This window comes from Desulfovibrio diazotrophicus (assembly GCF_902498985.2).
GTDB lineage: Bacteria > Desulfobacterota > Desulfovibrionia > Desulfovibrionales > Desulfovibrionaceae > Desulfovibrio > Desulfovibrio legallii.
The window spans coordinates 1,131,890-1,149,338 of the sequence record NZ_OX346397.1 but is presented as its reverse complement, the minus strand read 5'-3'; the positions used below and the strand labels follow the sequence as shown (position 1 = coordinate 1,149,338).

14 protein-coding genes and 1 tRNA gene are annotated in these 17,449 nt (G+C 64.3%); 4 read left to right on the top strand and 11 right to left on the bottom strand.

Annotation, left to right across the window (positions count from 1 at the left end):
• Positions 1-140 precede the first annotated feature (140 nt).
• A complete protein-coding gene (rpsT, locus tag J7I12_RS04980) occupies positions 141-413 on the top strand; it encodes a 30S ribosomal protein S20 (RefSeq protein ID WP_118230395.1) in 273 nt (90 codons plus the stop codon).
• 381 nt (positions 414-794) lie between these two features.
• Positions 795-871, top strand: a tRNA-Arg gene (locus tag J7I12_RS04975).
• 290 nt (positions 872-1,161) lie between these two features.
• Here the strand turns inward: J7I12_RS04975 and gatA are convergent.
• The 5 genes from gatA to dnaK all read right to left on the bottom strand — a co-directional run bounded on the left by gatA (position 1,162) and on the right by dnaK (position 6,846).
• Positions 1,162-2,622 (bottom strand): Asp-tRNA(Asn)/Glu-tRNA(Gln) amidotransferase subunit GatA, encoded by a 1,461-nt coding sequence (gatA, locus tag J7I12_RS04970; protein ID WP_130957806.1) that lies wholly within the window; start codon positions 2,620-2,622, stop codon positions 1,162-1,164.
• Between the two features lie 38 nt (positions 2,623-2,660).
• Complete coding sequence (gene gatC / locus J7I12_RS04965) at positions 2,661-2,954, bottom strand: Asp-tRNA(Asn)/Glu-tRNA(Gln) amidotransferase subunit GatC (RefSeq protein WP_118229865.1); 294 nt, start codon at positions 2,952-2,954, stop codon at positions 2,661-2,663.
• 53 nt (positions 2,955-3,007) lie between these two features.
• On the bottom strand, positions 3,008-4,414 hold the full coding sequence (locus tag J7I12_RS04960) for a type 1 periplasmic-binding domain-containing protein (protein WP_118229864.1): 1,407 nt from the start codon (positions 4,412-4,414) through the stop codon (positions 3,008-3,010).
• A gap of 12 nt (positions 4,415-4,426) precedes the next feature.
• Positions 4,427-4,828, bottom strand: coding sequence for a hypothetical protein (locus tag J7I12_RS04955; protein WP_130957807.1), 402 nt, complete (start codon positions 4,826-4,828; stop codon positions 4,427-4,429).
• Between the two features lie 92 nt (positions 4,829-4,920).
• Entirely contained in the window at positions 4,921-6,846 is a 1,926-nt protein-coding gene (gene dnaK / locus J7I12_RS04950) for a molecular chaperone DnaK (RefSeq protein WP_130957808.1), read from the bottom strand.
• Positions 6,847-7,170: 324 nt separating this feature from the next.
• On the opposite strand from dnaK, the gene J7I12_RS04945 reads away from it, so the two are divergent.
• On the top strand, positions 7,171-8,010 hold the full coding sequence (locus J7I12_RS04945) for a split-Soret cytochrome c (protein ID WP_118229861.1): 840 nt from the start codon (positions 7,171-7,173) through the stop codon (positions 8,008-8,010).
• A 441-nt stretch (positions 8,011-8,451) separates the two neighbouring features.
• Here J7I12_RS04945 and J7I12_RS04940 read toward each other — a convergent pair whose 3' ends face one another.
• From J7I12_RS04940 to J7I12_RS04915, 6 genes are all read right to left on the bottom strand, one after another.
• Positions 8,452-10,050 (bottom strand): methyl-accepting chemotaxis protein, encoded by a 1,599-nt coding sequence (locus tag J7I12_RS04940; RefSeq protein WP_487125799.1) that lies wholly within the window; start codon positions 10,048-10,050, stop codon positions 8,452-8,454.
• Positions 10,051-10,676: 626 nt separating this feature from the next.
• A complete protein-coding gene (locus J7I12_RS04935; RefSeq protein WP_242621171.1) occupies positions 10,677-11,510 on the bottom strand; it encodes a ZIP family metal transporter in 834 nt (277 codons plus the stop codon).
• A gap of 15 nt (positions 11,511-11,525) precedes the next feature.
• On the bottom strand, positions 11,526-12,137 hold the full coding sequence (gene recR / locus J7I12_RS04930) for a recombination mediator RecR (RefSeq protein ID WP_118229859.1): 612 nt from the start codon (positions 12,135-12,137) through the stop codon (positions 11,526-11,528).
• Positions 12,138-12,143: 6 nt separating this feature from the next.
• Positions 12,144-12,455 (bottom strand): YbaB/EbfC family nucleoid-associated protein, encoded by a 312-nt coding sequence (locus J7I12_RS04925; RefSeq protein WP_118229858.1) that lies wholly within the window; start codon positions 12,453-12,455, stop codon positions 12,144-12,146.
• Positions 12,456-12,493: 38 nt separating this feature from the next.
• Complete coding sequence (gene dnaX / locus J7I12_RS04920) at positions 12,494-14,485, bottom strand: DNA polymerase III subunit gamma/tau (RefSeq protein WP_302548613.1); 1,992 nt, start codon at positions 14,483-14,485, stop codon at positions 12,494-12,496.
• A 75-nt stretch (positions 14,486-14,560) separates the two neighbouring features.
• On the bottom strand, positions 14,561-15,481 hold the full coding sequence (locus J7I12_RS04915) for a branched-chain amino acid transaminase (RefSeq protein ID WP_118229856.1): 921 nt from the start codon (positions 15,479-15,481) through the stop codon (positions 14,561-14,563).
• A 224-nt stretch (positions 15,482-15,705) separates the two neighbouring features.
• On the opposite strand from J7I12_RS04915, the gene J7I12_RS04910 reads away from it, so the two are divergent.
• On the top strand, positions 15,706-17,436 hold the full coding sequence (locus J7I12_RS04910) for a hydantoinase/oxoprolinase family protein (protein ID WP_498794082.1): 1,731 nt from the start codon (positions 15,706-15,708) through the stop codon (positions 17,434-17,436).
• The last annotated feature ends 13 nt before the right edge of the window (positions 17,437-17,449 follow it).

Below are 17,449 nucleotides of genomic sequence, written 5' to 3'. Positions count from 1 at the left end.
CGCAAGCGGCTGTGGGCGGGAGCTCTTGACAGGTCCTTTTTACTGTGCTAACAGCACCAATTCGCCATCGGGCGACAATAACACGCCATCATGGCTTGCCCGGCAAGCCTGAAGCATTTTAAACTGAGCGGAGGAACACCGTGGCTAACCATAAGTCTGCCCTTAAACGTCACAAGCAGAGCCTGCAACGCGCCAGCCGCAACCGCGCCGCCCGTACCAGGGTGAAGAACGCCGTCAAGCAGGTGCGCGTCGCCCTGCAGGGCAACGACAAGGCCCAGGCCGGCGAGGCCCTGGTGGCCGCTACTTCTGTGCTGTCCAAGGCCGCCGGCAAGGGCGCTCTGCACTGGAAAAAGGCCGCGCGCAAGATTTCGCGTCTGGCCCGCGCCGTTAACGGCCTGGAAGCCGCCGAGTAGCACGCTGTAAGCGCACTGCGAGGTCATCCCTGCGGGGGTGGTGTGCCGCGTGATGTGTGCTTATGCCTCCAGAGCGGCCGTCTGCGTGTGCAGCACCGGGGCAATGGAATCTGCATTGCTCTGGCGGAAGCGGCAGGACCGGGGTCGGTGGGGTGCTGCCGCAGGACCGCTGCGGCAGTGGCCGTGCGCCAATGGGCCTGACAGGGCTAATGCACCTCGCTTGACTGGTGTTCTGGCTTCCCTTTTGCGAACAGGGCAGGCGGGCTCCATTTGTAGCGGTTCGTTTTGATAGTTCCGGATAACAGTGCAAGATTTTAGAAAAATTTTTGGGGAAAAAACTTGACGCCGCCTGCGGCTTGGGATACTTTCCCCTTCGTTGACGCGCTCGTAGCTCAGCTGGATAGAGCAACAGGCTACGAACCTGTAGGTCGGGAGTTCGAATCTCTCCGGGCGCACCACAAAACAAGCAAGCCCTTATGGTTATCGCCATAAGGGCTTTTTGTCTGGGCCCCCGTCTTTGAGGTAGAGCCCACAAAAGCCCCTGTGCTCTGAGAGCGCAGGGGCTTGTTGGCTGTCAACGGGTCTACTCTGGAAAGCTGTGCGGGTTACTTCCACAGCCGCCAGCATATTTTTTTATGGTCCACCCTGTTGCCCGCGGTGTGCCTGCTTTTTTACAGCACAGCAGGAGTGGGCAGTCCTTTTTGCGCCTGCCTGATCATCCTCGCGCACCAGAGCTGCAATATCCAGCTCACAGCGCGGGCGTTCCCAAGGGGGGCAGGGCTTGGGTTAGGCTGTGGCCCAGAGCCAGAAGTTCGGATTCGGCAAAGGCCTTGCCGATAAGCTGTACGCCGACGGGCATGCGGCTGGCCGCGCCCAGGCCCACGGGCAGGGAAAGGCCGGGCAGGCCCGCCAGATTAAGGGAGAGGGTGTAGGCGTCCATAAGGTACATCTGCAGCGGGTCGCCGCTGTGGCTGCCCAGATTCCAGGCCGTTACCGGGGAGACCGGGGCCAGCAGCACGTCGCACTGCTCCAGGGCGGCCAGGTAGTCGTCGCGGATGCAGCGGCGCACCTGCGCGGCCTTGCGGTAGTAGGCGTCGTAGTAGCCGGAGGAAAGCACATAGGCCCCCAGCATAATGCGGCGTTTGACTTCCTGCCCGAAACCCTGGCTGCGCGAACGCACGTAGAGTTCTTCCAGATTGTTGATCGGGGCGGCGCGGCGGCCGTAGCGCACGCCGTCAAAGCGGGCCAGGTTGGAGCTGGCCTCGGCCATGGCAATGATGTAGTAGGTGGCGATGGCCGCATCCGTATGGGGCAGGCTCACGTCTACCAGGGTCGCGCCCTGGGCTTCGGCCGTGCGCAGGGCTGTTTCACAGGCGTCGCGCACTTCCGGGTCCAGGCCTTGGCCGTAGAATTCTTTGGGCAGGCCCAGGCGCGCGCCTTTGAGAGGGCGGCTTTGCAGCGCGGCGGCATAGTCCTCGGCGGGCCGGGGGGCGCTGGTGGCGTCGCGTTGGTCGTGTCCGGCAATGACGTCCAGCACGCGGGCGCAGTCTTCCACTGTGCGGGCCAGGGGGCCGATCTGATCCAGAGAGGAACCGTAGGCGATGAGCCCGTAACGCGAAACCCGGCCGTAGGTGGGCTTGAGGCCCACGCAGCCGCAAAGGGCGGCTGGCTGACGGATGGAGCCGCCCGTGTCTGTGCCCAGAGAAGCAAAGCACTGCCCGGCACTGACCGAGGCTGCGGAACCGCCGCTGGAGCCGCCGGGCACCTTGTCCGTATTCCAGGGGTTGCGGGTGGTCTGATAGGCGGAATTTTCCGTGGAGGAGCCCATGGCAAATTCGTCCAGATTGGCCTTGCCCAGAATAACGGCCCCGGCGGCGCGCAGGCGCTCTACGGCCGCGGCGTCGTAAAAGGGGACGTAGTTTTCAAGGATGCGGGAGCCCGCCGTGGTGCGCAGACCTTTGGTGGACAGGGCGTCCTTGATGGTCATGGGCACGCCCCAGAGGGGACGCGAGGGGTCAGGCCCTTCCTTGTCCAAGGCGGTGGCCGTGGCCAGCGCGCCTTCCCGGTCCACGGTGAGCAACGCGGCCAGGCGGGGTTCGGTGGCGGCAATGCGCTCCAGGCAGGCGGTGGCCGCCTCCACGGCGCTCAGTTCTTTGTTCTGCAGGGCCCCGGTCAGGGCGGTCAGCGTGAGAGAGCAGATGTCGGTCATGGTGTTCTCGGCGTGGTGCAATGTGGGGTGCGGCGCGACTAAACTATGCGCGGCACGATAAAATACTCCCCGTCCGCTTCGGGGGCGTTGGCCAACACTTCTTCGCGCCGGCGGCGGCGTTCGGCCATGTCTTCCCGCAGGGGGCCCTGATGCAGGGCCGGGCTGTAGAGGGGTTCCACCGCGTTGGTGTCCACGCGGGCAAGCACGTCCATATAACCCAGAATGTCGCCCAACTGTCGGGCAAACAGCTCCTGTTCCTCTTCGCTGATCTGGAGGCGGGAAAGGGCAGCCATGTGGCGCACGTCTTCTTTGCCGATGGTCTTGTTGCTCATGCGATTTTTTCCTTGCTCCGGAAGTGTTCCACCCGTTGGGGCAGGCCCGGTGGTCAATGGTTGCCGGGCAGACTGAGTTTGTAGGAGGGCCGGGGCGTGGTGCTCACGGGCGCGGCCGCAGGCTGCGCCGGAGCCGCCGGATCGCCCGTCGGTCTGGCCACAGGTTCTGCCGCCGCCCCTTCGGCTGGGGCCGCCAGGGGGTTGCCCGCGGCGTCCATAGGGGGCAGCCCCTGCATGCGCAGGGCGGCTTGCTGCAGCACCTGGGCGCGGGTCTGCTGGAAGGTGTCCAGAGTTACGGGGGCCATGCCTGAACCGGTGACGCCGAAGATAAAGAGCTTCTGGTGGGCCACGCCTTTGCTGTCCCAGCTTACGGGGGCCATGCCCCAGATCATCTGGGAGGCGCGGCGCGCCCGCGCCGTGACCTGAGCGGCTTCAGGTCGGGATTCCAGGCCCAGAGCGGCGGCAAAGCGGGCGTAGTCGTAGCCCAAGGCTGTCCAGAAATCCGTGCCTGGCGTCTGCAGGGCGCGCGGGGCCTGCAGGGCGTTCCACGCGCCGGGAAACACGGCCAGGGCGTAGCTTTCGGCATGGGGCACGGTTTTGCCCGTCAGGCTTTGCTCCCAAAGGGTCGTGCCCAGCAGCACCAGACGATCTTCGCCGTTGTACAGCAGGCTGGTGGTGAGCATTTCCATATTTTTCCACGAATCGGGCAGGAACAGGGCCTCAAAGGCGGTCTGGGGGATGGGCGTGGTGCTGCCTTCCGGCGTTTTCGCGTTGATCAACGGAGCCACGGCCGTGCTCCAGGAGGCGGCGTCCGCGGGGTTGTAAACCGCCTTCTGCAGCAGCATGTTGCGGCTGGCCAGACTTTGCTCCAGCAGCCCGGTCATGCGCATGCCGTAGGCGTCATTGGGGTAGAAGGCCCCGTAGGTGCGGATGTTCAGACCCTCGGAGGCAAAATGGATGAGGGCGTCAACCTGGTCCTGTGGGCTGGGGAACATGCGCCAAGCCCGCGCGCCTTCATCGCCCGGCTCCAGCGTGGGCAAAAAGGTGAAGAAGGTCCGCTTTTCCAGCGCGCCGGCCTGACGGGCCTTGGCGTAGACGCCGGTCTGCAAGGGACCGCCCACTACGGCGCAGGCCGGGGGCAGGGCGGCCAGCTTCTGCAGCCAGCCGCTGTCGGCGGTATTCAGCGTTTCCAGGCGGATGGCCACACCATTGGCCGCCATTTCGTCCTTGGCCAGCTGGGCTCCGCGCGTGATTTTTCCGGCAATGGGGGCGTAGGGGCCGGATTGCGGCAGCGCCAGGACCACGCAGGGGCCGGCGGCAGGGACAGGCTTGGCCGGTTTGGCGGGCTGCGACGCGCGCTGGCCCAGGCCGAAGGGCATCTGACAGGCCGTCAGGCAGCCCAGAACCGCCAGAAGCGTCAGAAGACGGAGAATAGGGGCTGTGGCGCGGCAAAGGGACATGGGCGTATCCTGCTATGGGTTTGAGCGTTCCGGCTTTTGGTCTGAAACGTGTTGGTCCGGCGTCCGACGCTGTTGGTCGGGGCGGCGTGTGCTGTCCCGCCTGGTGTTTTCCTGGCGCTGCGGCCTTTCCGCCTGGTGGGGGCGCGCGTTGTGCTGTGGTTGCATGGCCGGCCGACGGTCACGGTCGCCCTTGTCCGGCGCGGGGTGCCGGCCCTGGGCCGGACGCGGGGCAGGTTGGGCTTCGGGTTTGACTTCGGGGCGCGGCGCCGGTTGCGGCCTGGCCGGAGTCGGCCTGGGGGGCGGCGTGCGCTCGTAAGTGTTGTCAGGCGGCGGGGCCGTGTGGCAGGCCCCTGTCAGAAGCAACAGGGGCAGGAGCAAGGCGGGCACGGCCATGCTGCAGCGTTTGCCGGGCATATGCAGTTCCTTTTGCGTCAGAGTGAAAAAAAGGTCCGGTTCCGCAGAACCAGACCTTTATTTAGTACAGCGCAAGCGCGCTGGCAAGTTTGCTATTTTTTCACTTCGGTGTAGTCGGCGTCCACCACGTCGTCGCCGCCGTTGCCGCCGTTGTTGCCGTCTTGATGCGCGCCGGCTTCCTGCTGGGCTCCGCCCGGCTGTCCCCCGGTCTGCTGAGCCTGCTGCTGGTAGAGCTGTTCCGCCAGCTTGTGCGAAGCCTTGGCCAGGGCGTCGGTAGCGGCCTTGATGGCCTCCGCGTCCTCACCTTCCATGATTTTGCGCAGCTCGGCGATCTTGGCTTCGATATCGCTTTTCACTGCGGCATCGGCCTTGTCGCCCAGGTCCGCAAGGGATTTCTCCGTGCCGTAGATGAGGCTGTCCGCGTGGTTACGGGCCTCGATCACTTCCTGTTTTTTCTTGTCTTCGCCGGCATGGGCTTCGGCCTCACGCACCAGGCGCTGGATGTCGTCCTCGGAAAGGCCGGAAGAAGCTGTGATCTTGATGGACTGTTCCTTGCCGGTGCCCATATCCTTGGCCGACACGTTGACGATGCCGTTGGCGTCGATATCGAAGGACACCTCAATCTGCGGCACGCCGCGCGGGGCCGGAGGAATGCCCGTAAGGTCAAAGCGGGCCAGGGTCATGTTGTCTGCGGCCATGGGGCGTTCGCCCTGCAGCACATGGATGGACACCGAGGGCTGGTTGTCCGAGGCTGTGGTGAAGACCTGGCTTTTGCGCGTGGGGATGGTGGTGTTGCGGTCGATAAGCCTGGTGAACACGCCGCCCATGGTTTCAATGCCCAGGGAAAGCGGGGTCACGTCCAGCAACAGCACGTCCTTCACGTCGCCGGTGAGGATGCCGCCCTGAATAGCCGCACCCATGGCCACCACTTCGTCGGGGTTCACGGAGCGGTTGGGCTCCTTGCCGAAAAACTTGCCCACCACCTGCTGCACCAGAGGCATACGGGTCATGCCGCCCACCAGGATGACTTCGTCGATCTGCGCGGCAGTCATGCCCGCATCGGCCAGAGCCTTTTTGCAGGGCTCAGTGGTGCGGTCCACCAGATCGCTGACCAAGGATTCGAGCTTGGCCCGGCCAATCTTCATGAGCAGGTGCTTGGGGCCATTCTGGTCTGCGGTGATGAAGGGCAGGTTGACTTCGGCCTCCATAGAGGTGGACAGGTCTTTTTTGGCTTTTTCCGCCGCTTCTTTCAAGCGCTGCAGGGCCATGCTGTCCTTGGTGAGGTCAATGCCGTTTTCCTTTTTGAATTCTTCCACCAGGTAATTGATGACGCGCTGGTCGAAGTCTTCGCCGCCGAGGAAGGTGTCGCCGTTGGTAGCGCGCACTTCCACAACGTTGTCGCCCACTTCCAGGATGGAAATATCAAAGGTGCCGCCGCCCAGGTCGAAGACGGCGATCTTTTCATTGGCCTTTTTGTCCGCGCCGTAGGCCAGAGAGGCCGCGGTGGGCTCGTTGATGATGCGTTTGACCTCAAGACCGGCGATGCGGCCCGCGTCCTTGGTGGCCTGACGCTGGGCGTCGTTGAAATAGGCGGGCACGGTGATGACGGCTTCGCTTACGGTTTCGCCCAGGTAGGCTTCGGCGTCGGCCTTGAGTTTGGCCAGGATCATGGCCGAGATTTCCGGGGCGCTGTAAGTGCGGGCGTCCACCTCCACGCCGGCGTCGCCGTTAGCGGCCTTGACGATGGCGTAGGGGGAGTGTTCCTTCCAGCGGTCTACCTCTGGGGTGTCGTACTTGCGTCCCATAAGCCGCTTGATAGCGAAAATAGTGCGCTTGGGGTTGGTGACGGCCTGCCGTTTGGCAATGTCGCCCACCAGGCGCTCTTTATCGGTAAAGGCAACCACGGAGGGAGTAGTGCGGCCCCCTTCGGGATTGGTGATGCATTTTGGGTCCTTCCCCTCCATGACGTACACGCAGGAGTTGGTGGTGCCCAGGTCAATGCCGATAATTTTGGACATATCCGGATCCTCCTCAGGAAAAATCTTCGTTATCCGAACCACAAGCCCGAAAGCGGCGGTCCGGCGCTGTCCGCGCACAGGCCCGGCGCGCACCGGGGCGCGCCAAAGAGCCAAATTTGCAGGGCGCGCGGACATGGCGGCTGGCTGCCCAGGCGCGTTCTTTAAGTAAGTCCTTCTCCGGGCGCGTCCAGAGGGCACTAAAAATTTTTTTTGCAAAAATTTTGTCAATCCCCGGTCCGGAGCCTTGACCGGCCTTGCTGAAACCAGCTAGTGCTTTTTTTAACACAATACCATGTGCAACTGCGCACAAAACAGGAGGAGATTATGGGTATTGGCAGACGTGATTTGATTTTCGGTCTGGGCGGCCTTGCCGTGGGCGGGGCTGTGCTTGGCCTTTCCGGCGGCGCGAGCTTTGCTGCGGGGCAGACGCAGCAGGGCGGAGGCCGCTTTGCCCAGGCGGGCGGAGACCACGGGTGGAAAGCCCATAAGCTGGACCCCAAACTGTGTGCCGAGGTAGCTTATGAAGGCTACTGGCACAAGGGCTACGGCTGCGGCTACGGCACATTTTACAGCATTGTGGGCCTGCTTGGTGAAAAATATGGCGCGCCCTACAATCAGTTTCCCTTTACCATGCTTGAGGCCAACAAAGGCGGCATTTCCGACTGGGGCACCATTTGCGGCGCCTTGTATGGCGCGGCGGCCACTTTTTCCCTGTTCTGGGGCCGCAAGGAAGTGCGCCCCATGGTCAACGAGCTGTTCCGCTGGTATGAGAAGGCCAGCCTGCCCGCCTACAATCCCGGCGACAAGGCCCTGGGCTTCAAGGGCGACCTGCCCCAAAACGTGTCCGGTTCTGTGCTCTGCCACATCTCTGTTTCCAAGTGGTGTGCGCACAACAAAATTGAGGCCACCAGCAAACAACGCAGTGAGCGTTGCGGCCGCCTGACTGCGGACGTGGCCGCCAAGGCCGTGGAAATCTTCAATGCCAAAATAGAGATGGGTAAGGACTACAAGGGCGCCTTCCCCGTGCAGGAATCCGTGACCTATTGCGGCGAATGCCATCAGACCAAGGGCAATGAGGCCAACTGGGCCAAGGGCGTCATGGACTGCACCCCCTGCCACAGCGGCACCAAGTCCACAGCGGACAAGTTCAACAACCATCCATAGGGCATTGCAACTTTGCAATGCCCTGGCGGTTGCATAAGCGATGCCCGTCGTAGAGGCGCAAGCGGAGCTTGGCCCGTTCCGACGAAGGAAGTTACGGGCAAAGACAGCAGCGCTAGTTACGGATGAAAACCGTGCCATAACTCTTGAGCATGCATATTCTCAAGAGTACGGTGTCCTATAGGTCGAACACGGGCCGCAAAGACGCAGGCGCCGCGTCCCATGCGGTTATGCGCCTTTGCGGTCATGGTGATTGCTAAACCAGAAAGACCGCCGTCGGAGTTCTTCCGGCGGCGGTCTTTCTTTGTATAGTTGTGAGGGGGGGGGATTACTCCATAGAGCATTTAACACTTGAAATGCTCGCTTACGGCAGGCAAAAGCCTGCCTTCTCGCATTTCGTGGCAAGGATTTTTAAGAAAATCCTTGCAGAGCAGTTAGCTCATTTCATTCGCTAACTGCTCTAGTGGCGGTGGTGGTGGCGTCTTCTTTGCGGATGTCGTCCAGAATGGTGGTGACCACGCTCACCTGTTCCGCCATGTGGGTGACCTGGCCGGCGGCCTGGTCCATGGCCTCGGCGATGTGGGCACTCAGGGCGTTGACCTCAGAGATATGGCGGTTAATCTCGTCTGAAGCGGCGGACTGCTCCGTAGCGGCGGCGGCAATGGCCGACACCCGACTGCTGGAATCACCAGCCAGGCTGGCGATGCGCTCCAGAGCGTGGCCCGATTCTTCAGCCATATGACTCACTTCTTCAATGGAAGTCACGGTGCCGTCCACGGTGGTTGCACTGTTGCCGGTGCCTTCCTGAATGGCGGCAATGGCCGTTTCCACATCTCTGGTGGCGCTCATAGTTTTTTCGGCCAGTTTGCGCACTTCATCGGCCACCACGGCAAAGCCGCGGCCCGCCTCGCCGGCGCGGGCGGCTTCAATGGCGGCGTTCAGGGCCAGCAGGTTGGTCTGGTCTGCGATGTCGCGGATAAGGGTAAGCACGGCGCCGATGTCCTTGGCCTGCTGGTCCAGGCTGGACATTTCGTCCTTGAGGCCGGAGGACTGCCGCTGCACATCCTGCATGCTGCGGATGGTGCGGGTTACCAGGTCCGCGCCGTCGTGGGCGTGCCCCTGCACCGAGGTGGCGGCTTCGGCCGCACCCTCGGCGTTGTGGGCCACTTCCAGCACGGTGGAGTTCATTTCGTTCATGGCCGTGGCGGTTTCGGACATGCGTCCTGCGGCCACATCGGCTTTCTGGCGCACGTCGGTCAGGGCGGTATTAAGGCTGCCGGCAGCCTCCTGCAGGGTAGCGATGACGCCTTCCAGCCGGGTGACGGTGGACATGCGGCCCTGGTGCGCTGCTTCCAGAGCGCGTTTTTCCAGGGCGATGCGTTCGGTAATGTCTTCGCCTATTTCCACATGCCCCACCTGGTTGCCGTGGGCGTCGTGCAGGTAGTCCAGCATAATCTGCATGGACTTGCCATTGGGCATATGGTTGACAACCTTCTTGACGCCGCGACGCAGCTGTTCAATGCCGCACTGGGGAGTGTTGCAGAGGTTGCCGCCCTTTTCGGAACAGTGCCGTCCCACCACGTCGTCCTGGCGGGTCTTGTCCATGCTCTTGAGGGCATAGGTGTTGCAGAAGGTCCAGGCCATGTCGTTGTCCGTCACCGAAATAGAAAGGGGCAGGGTGTTGAGGATGCTCTCGTACCAGTGGGCCTGGCCTTCCAATTTGGCCACCATGACGCGCAGGGATTCAGCCAGATGCCCCAGACAGTCCGAGCGGTAAACCTCCAGCGTGACGTCTTCCTGCCCTTCACTGACGGCCTTGGCAAAAAGCACGCACTGGCGGATGGGCGCGATGCGGTTGTGGATGATCAGCGCGCCCACAAAGCCCAGCACGGCCACCATGGCAAAACCCGTACCCAGGGCCTGCCAGAAAACCTCGTCGTTGAGGGCCGTTCCCAGCGCCCACTGGACGCCGGCAAAAGTCCCCAGGCAGACGAGCAGCAGCCCGACAAGATAAACAGCGATAATTTTTGCGCAGAGGGTCATAAGCATGATCCTTTAGATAAGGGGCCGCAGCAGGGTCTGCGGAAAATGGCCTTGCGCCCGCGAGGCCGGATGCGGACAAAGCGTCCCCCAAGGGAAGCATCGTCCTGACGTCATAATTTACCAGAAAACAGTACATTCCGCCGTGACGCCGGAGCAGCACCGCCTAGTTCAGCGTCACGGCGGCTTTTGGGAAGCTATAGCTCCCTGCAGCGTTGCCGCCGCGCCATGACCGGGTGGCGTTGACGGTACTGCGGTCCGCGTTTTTGCCGCAGGTTATGGCTTTTTGCAAGTGGGGCTGCCGCACCGCTCCGCAAAAGGGTCAGAAATACCGTAACCTCATATGCTGATTATACGGCATGTGATAAATAAACTTTAGAGCAGTTAGCGAATGAAATGAGCTAACTGCTCTGCAAGGATTTTCTTGAAATCCTTGCCACGAAATGCGAGAAGGCAGGCTTTTGCCTGCCGTAAGCAAGCATTTCAAGTGTTAAATGCTCTAGGGCGCTTCATCCTTGAAAAGCGCTGTCAACAGTGCGTGCAGACGCCCGCCGCACGCGCAAACGCAGCCGCGGATGGGGGCATTGGCAAAATAATCGGTTCTGGATTGCGCATAAGAAAACGAAATGTCAGCCCACCAGGGAGGAGAGTGTCAGGACCAGCCCCAGCCCGGCAATGCAGGATACCGTGGCCGCATTGCCGTTGCCCGATGCGCTGGCTTCGGGGATGACTTCTTCAGCCACCACATAGACCATGGCTCCGGCGGCGAAGCTCAGGGCCACGGGCAGCAGACCGGCCGTAAAACCGGCGGCCAGAGCTCCGGGCACTGCACCCAGTGGGGCGGTAACGCCCGAAAGCACCCCGTACAGACAGGACTTGCGCGCGCTGTAACCTTCGGCCCGCAGGGCCGTGGCCACCACCATGCCCTCGGGCACGTTCTGGAGCATAATGGACAGGGTCAGAACCAGAGCCGTGCTCAGCCCCAGGCTTTCCGCGCCGGTCTGCAGCACCGATTCGGCGGCCGCGGCCCCGTAGCCCACGCCGATGGCCAGACCTTCGGGAATGTGGTGCAAGGCCATGGCCGCCACCAGCAGCACGCTGCGCCGCCAGCTGGTGGAAATGCCCTCAGGCGTGTCCTGCAGAATGTGGATGTGCGGCAGGACGCGGTCCAGCAGCCAGAGAAAGAACGCGCCCAGGGTGAGCCCCGCCACCACAGGGGCGAAGGCCAGTCGTCCCAGATGGGCCGTGAGTTCCAGGGCCGGAGTGAGCAGGCCGAAAAAGGCCGCTCCCAGCATCATGCCGCCTGCCGCCCCCAGCAGACAGTCCATGGCCCGACGGGAAAATTCCCGGCGGGTAAAAATGAGCGCGGCCCCCAGACTGACGGAAAGCCAGGAAAGCAGCCCGGCCAGCAGCGCCTGGACCACAGGATGCTGCAGCAAGGCAGGGGAAAGGAACGCTTCCACAACAGGCCTCGCCGCTCAGGGCAGGTTTTGGCGGTATTGCAGCGACTGGCGTAGAGTCTCTCTGTCCATGTACTTCACTTCCGCACCCAGGGGAATGCCCTGGGCCAGCCGGGAAACCGCCACGCGGGGAAAGCGCTCCCGCACCATGCGGCCAATGAAGGTGGCCGTGTTCTCCGCCTCCAGGGTGGCCCCCAGCGCCAGAATAAGCTCGTGCACCTCGCCTTCGGCCAGGCGGCGCGTCAGGCGGTCCAGGTCCAGACTTTCAGCGCCCATGTGCTCCAGAGGGGCCAGCAGCCCTCCCAGAATCATATATTGGCCATGGTAAAAGCCGCCTTCGTCCAAGGTGAGCATGCTGTCCCACTCGGCCACCAGGCAGAGGGTGTCGCGGGCGCGCTCCGTGTCGGCGCAGACCGGGCAGGGGTCTGTGGCGGCCAGGCCCCCGCAGCGAGAACAGAGGTGCAGGTTGTCGCGCAGGTCGTGGATGCTCCGGCCCAGGCGGCGCGTTTCCGCTTCCGGCCATTTGAGCAGGGTCATGGCCACGCGCATGGCGGACTTGGGCCCCAGCCCCGGCAGACGCGCCAGTTGGTCCACCAGGGCCTTGAGCGGCTCGGGAATGCGGGTGTGCATGGCTGCCTAGAACATGCCGGGCAGCTTAATGCCGCCGGAAATGGAGCTCATTTCTCGCTCCATGCTCTCGCGGGCAATGCGTCCGGCCTCGTTGACCGCAGCCACGATAAGATCCTGCAGCATTTCCACGTCGCCGCCTTCCAGGGCCTTGGGGTCGATGGTCAGCCGACGCAGCTCCTGCTTGCCGGAAACCACGGCCTTGACCATGCCGCCGCCGCTGGCGGCCTCAAAATCGTGGTCGCCCATCTCCTGCTGCAGTTTGGCAATTTTTTGCTGCATGACCTGCGCCTGGCGCAGAATGTCGTTCATGTTGCGCATGGGGTTCTCCTTTTTCGCGCATGGGGCCATTGCCGGGTTCAGCGCCCGTTGGTGTCCAGGGGTTTGCAGGCCCCCACCCGGGCGTTGAGCACTTCCAGGCAATGGCGCAGTTCCGGTTTGGCACTGAATGCCGCAATAAGTTCCGCTTCGGGCCGGCGGGGCGCGGGGGCTACCACGCGGGCCTCATCGTGGGGCAGGCCGTAGGCGGCCAGGGCTTCTTCAAGACCCCGGCGGCGGCGCTCCAGCTGCTCCGCCTGACTGGCCGTGCGCGGGCGCAGTTCCAGCAGGCCTTCCCGCCAGTGCACGTCCAGCCCGCGCAGCAGGTGCAGGGGCGGCGCGCCCTCCGCATCCGTCCGGCTCTCGGCGCAGAAATCACAAAAAGCTGTCCAGTCCCGCGGGGTTACGGCGCTGTCGGCCGCGGACGTTGCCCCTGCCTGTTGCGCCGCGTCCGGCGGCGTCGGAAGGGCAGGGCGTTCCGGTGCGGCCTGGGGGCCGTCAGCGGCCGCGTCCGTCGACCTGTGGGCCGCGCCTGCGTCCGGGTCAGCGCCGTCGGCGGCCTCGCCATCCTCGGCAGGGCCGGCCGGGCTTTGCCGGGAGCGGGGGCGGGGGTTTTCTTCTCCCGCCGGGCCGGGCACAAAGCCGGGCGTGGCCTCCACGGAGGGCGTCGGCCGCAGGCCGTTGCGGTCTGTACTGCCGTACGGGCCTGCCGCGTGTCCGCCGGTCTGGGGTATGCCGCGGGGCGTATTGCCGCGTGTCGGAGCAATGGCCTCCGCTGCAGGGGGGGCCGTACCGTCCTGGTCCCCCGCCTGGCTGGCCATGGCCTGGTCCGGAGCCTGGGGGCCCGCAGTATTTCGGTCCGCGCCGGGCTTGCCGCTGTTCTGGCCCGCCCCACCCGCGCCGGCAGGGCCGCAGGGCATGGCCCGCTCCAGGGGCAGCAGCTGCGGCAGCAAGGTCAGGTTGAGCAGCAGCAGTTCCAGGGCCGCCGCCGGTTCCGGGCTTTGCACGATGCCGCGCTGGGCGTCAAGGGTCATTTGCCATGCGGCGTGCAGGTGCGCGGGCGCAAACTTTGGGGCCAGTTCCTGCCACAGGGCGGCCTCGTCCGGCGGCAGGCGCAGGCTGGGCGCAATGGCGGCGCCGCCCTGACGCAGTAAAAACAGGTTGCGCAGATGCCCGGCCAGCTCGCGCACAAAAAAGCCGATGTCAGCCCCTTGCTGCAGCAGGCGGGCGCAGAGCTCCGCCACGGCGGCGCAGTCCTGCCCGCGCAGGGCCGCAAAAAGTTCGGCAAAAAATTCCTGTCCGGCCAGGCCCAGCACCCGCCGGGCCGTATCCACGGTGAGGCTCTCCTCGCCCAGGGCCAGGGTCTGGTCCAGCAGCGACATGCCGTCGCGCACGCTGCCCGCCGCCCGGCGGGCAATGCAACGCACCGCGCCTTCCTCGAAAGGCACATTCTCTTTGTGCAGCACGGCCGAAAGGTGAGCGGCCAGGGCGTCTTCGCTGAGATGGCGGAAGACGAAGTGCTGGCAGCGGCTCACAATGGTGATGGGAAATTTGTGGGCCTCGGTGGTGGCAAAGATGAAGACCACGTTTTCCGGCGGCTCTTCCAGCGTTTTGAGCAGAGCGTTGAAGGCGTTGCGCGAGAGCATGTGGGCTTCGTCCACAATAAAGATCTTGTAGCGGCCTTCCATGGGGGCGTAGCCGATGTTCTCGCGCAGGGCGCGTACATCTTCCACGCTGTTGTTGGACGCGCCGTCGATTTCGGCCACATCCACATGCGCGCCCTGGGTGATTTTGCGGCACTGCTCGCACTGGTTGCAAGGCTCCGGAGCGGGGCCGTGCTCGCAGTTGAGCGCCTTGGCGAAGATGCGGGCAATGGTGGTTTTGCCTACGCCGCGTGTGCCGCTCAAAAGGTAGGCGGGCGCGGGGCGGCCCTCGGCGGCGGCGCGGGAAAGCACGGCCTTGACCGTGTCCTGTCCCGCCACCTGGGCAAAGGTCTGGGGACGGTAGCGTGCGGCGAGGGAAAGGTGCTTCATGGCGCTCGTGGGGGTTGGCGGCCGTGCCCGGCATGGAAACCGGGCACGGCTTGCGGGGCCGGGCCCCGGGCTGCGTTAGACGGTGAAGCGGTGCAGCCAGCTCGCGTATTTGGGGTTCTGCCCTTTGACAATCTTGAAAAATTCCTGCTGCAGATGTTTGGTCACGGGGCCGGCATGGCCTACGCCGATCTGCCGGTGGTCCAGCTCGCGGATGGGGGTTATTTCCGCCGCGGTGCCGGAGAAGAAGGCCTCGTCCGCAATGTAGAATTCGTCGCGGGTGAACTGCTGTTCTTCCACCGTATAGCCCAGATCACGAGCCAAAGCCATAATGGAATCGCGCGTGATGCCGCCCAGGATGGAGGTCCAGGGCGTGGTTTTGATGATGCCGTCGCGCACGATAAAGACGTTCTCGCCCGTGGCTTCGGAAACAAAACCGTTGGTGTCCAGCATGATGGCTTCGTCGTAGCCGTCTTCCTTGGCTTCAACCTTGGCCAGGATGGAATTGATGTAGTTGCCTGAGGCCTTGGCCTTGGACATGGAGGTGTTCACATGGCTGCGGGCGAAGCTGCTGGTTTTGATGCGGATGCCTTTTTCCAGCGCTTCCGGCCCCAGATACGCGCCCCAGGGCCACGCGGCCACGATGGTCTGCACGGGGTTGTTGCCGGGGTAGACGCCCATTTCGCCGTAGCCCACAAAGGAGAGCGGCCGGATATAGCCTTCCTTCAGTTTGTTGGCCTGGAGGGTTTCCACACAGGCTTTGGCCAGCTGTTCCGCGTTGTAGGGCACTTCCATGCGGAGAATCTTGGCGGAATTGAGCAGACGCTTGCAGTGGTCCTCAAGGCGGAATACGGCAGAGCTGCCGTCGGCGCACGCATAGGCGCGAATGCCCTCAAAAATGGCGCTGCCATAGTGCAGGGCGTGGGTGAGCACGTGCACCCGGGCCTGATCCGACGGAACCATTTTACCATCAAACCAAATGTACTCTGTTGTCTGCATGGCTGTCCTCCGCATAGCCTCTGTGGTAGGGATGCGGTCACGGCGGGTTCCGATCGCCCGTCTGACGACGCAAGAGCAAGAATCTACTGAAAAGCGCCCGGTATGGCAAGAGCCGGGGACGAGCGCGGCCTCGCGCGGCGGCCCCCATGGCACAAAAGCTCTGGCCCTGCGTGGCCCGATGGCGTATGCTCAACGCCGAACTTTTGCGAAAATGGGATAGTATTATGAACACATCCTGCATATTGGGCATTGACGCCGGCGGCACTCACACGGACGCGGCCCTGCTGGCTGTGGGGGGCGAAAACGCGCCCCGGCTGTTGGCCGTGGCCAAAACGCGCACGCGGCACGACGATTTGCCCGCCTCGGTGCGCGCCGTGCTGGCGGAACTGGCCCGCGTCTGCGGCCCGGACGCGGCCGCCCTGTTTGCCGGAGTGCAGCGCGTCACCCTGGGGGCCACGCTGGCCGTCAACGCACTAGTACAGGACCGGGCGGACAGCGTGGGCTTGGCCCTGGCCGCCGGTCCGGGGCTCAACCCCCGGCGGTTCGCCCTGGGGAAGCACGTCTGTGTTGTGCCCGGCGGCCTGGACCACCGGGGGGTGGAAGTCAGCCCGCTTTTGACTGAAGATCTGGCCCGTGTGGCTGCCCGCTGGCGGGAGCAGGGCGTGCCTGCGGCGGCCTGCGTGGGCAAGTTTTCGCCGCGCAGCCCAGCTCACGAGCTGGCTATGGCCGCAACCGTGGCCCGTACGGGCGGCATGCCCGTGACTTTGGGGCACCGGCTTTCCGGGCGGCTCAATTTTCCTCGGCGACTGGCCACGGCCTATTACAACGCCGCGGTGCAGCGCCTGCACACGGATTTTCTGGACGCCGTGGAAGGCGCCCTGGCCGAGGCCGGCATCACGGCCGCCGTGCGCCTGCTCAAGGCCGACGGCGGCGCGGTGCCTGTCGCCCTTTCGCGGCGGGAGCCCGTGCAGTCCATCCTTTCCGGCCCGGCGGCCAGCGTTATGGGCGTGCTGGCCCTTTGTCCCGGCGTGGACGCGGGCTGCTCCCTTTTGCTGGACATGGGCGGCACCACCACGGACCTGGCCCTGTTCGTGGATGGCTCTCCCGTGGTGGACCGGGACGGCATGCTCCTGCAGGGGCGGCGCACCCTGGTGCGCGCTTTGGCCACCGTTTCCATCGGCGTGGGGGGCGATTCGCGCCTCAATGTGGACGGGGGGGGCCGCACCGTGCGCGTGGGCCCGCAACGGGAGGGGCCGGCGGCGGCCTTTGGCGGCGACCGGGCCACCCTGCTGGATGCCCTCAATGTCTGCAATACGGCTGCGGACGGCCCCACTGCCGGGGCCGCGGCGGCGGCCTCGGCAGCGGCGCTGGCCGCCCTGGCCGGGGAGAGTGGGGGCAATCCGTCGGATCTGGCCCGCCTGGCCGTGGAAAACGCGCTGGACCAGGTGGCTGCGGCCGCGCGGGAGCTGACGGAGCAGGTCAACGCCCGTCCCATCTATACCCTGGCGGCCTTGAAGCGCGTGCGCGAGGCCCGGCCCGGCGCCGTGCTGCTGGTGGGCGGCCCGGCGGCCTGCATGGGCGCACGGCTGCAGTCCCGGCTGGACCTGCCCGTGACCATTCCGCCCCATGCGGATGTAGCCAACGCTATTGGCGCGGCCCTGACCCTGCCCACGGACAGCCTGGAGCTCTATGCCGATACGGGGCGGGGCTTTTTGCGCGCGCCCGCTTTGGACCACAGTGAGCGCATCGGCAAGGGGTTCAGCCTGGAGGCAGCGCGGGAGCGGGCCTGCCGCTTGCTGCAGGAGCGCCTTGCAGATGCGGGCGTGCCCGACGCCAATGTGGAAGTGACGGAAGCGGAGCTGTTCGCCACCCTGGACGACGGCGGTTTTGGCAGCAAGGACATGCGCGTGACCTGCCAGGTGACGCCGGGCATTGCCGGCCGCCTGGCGTCGTAGCGCCCGAATTTTA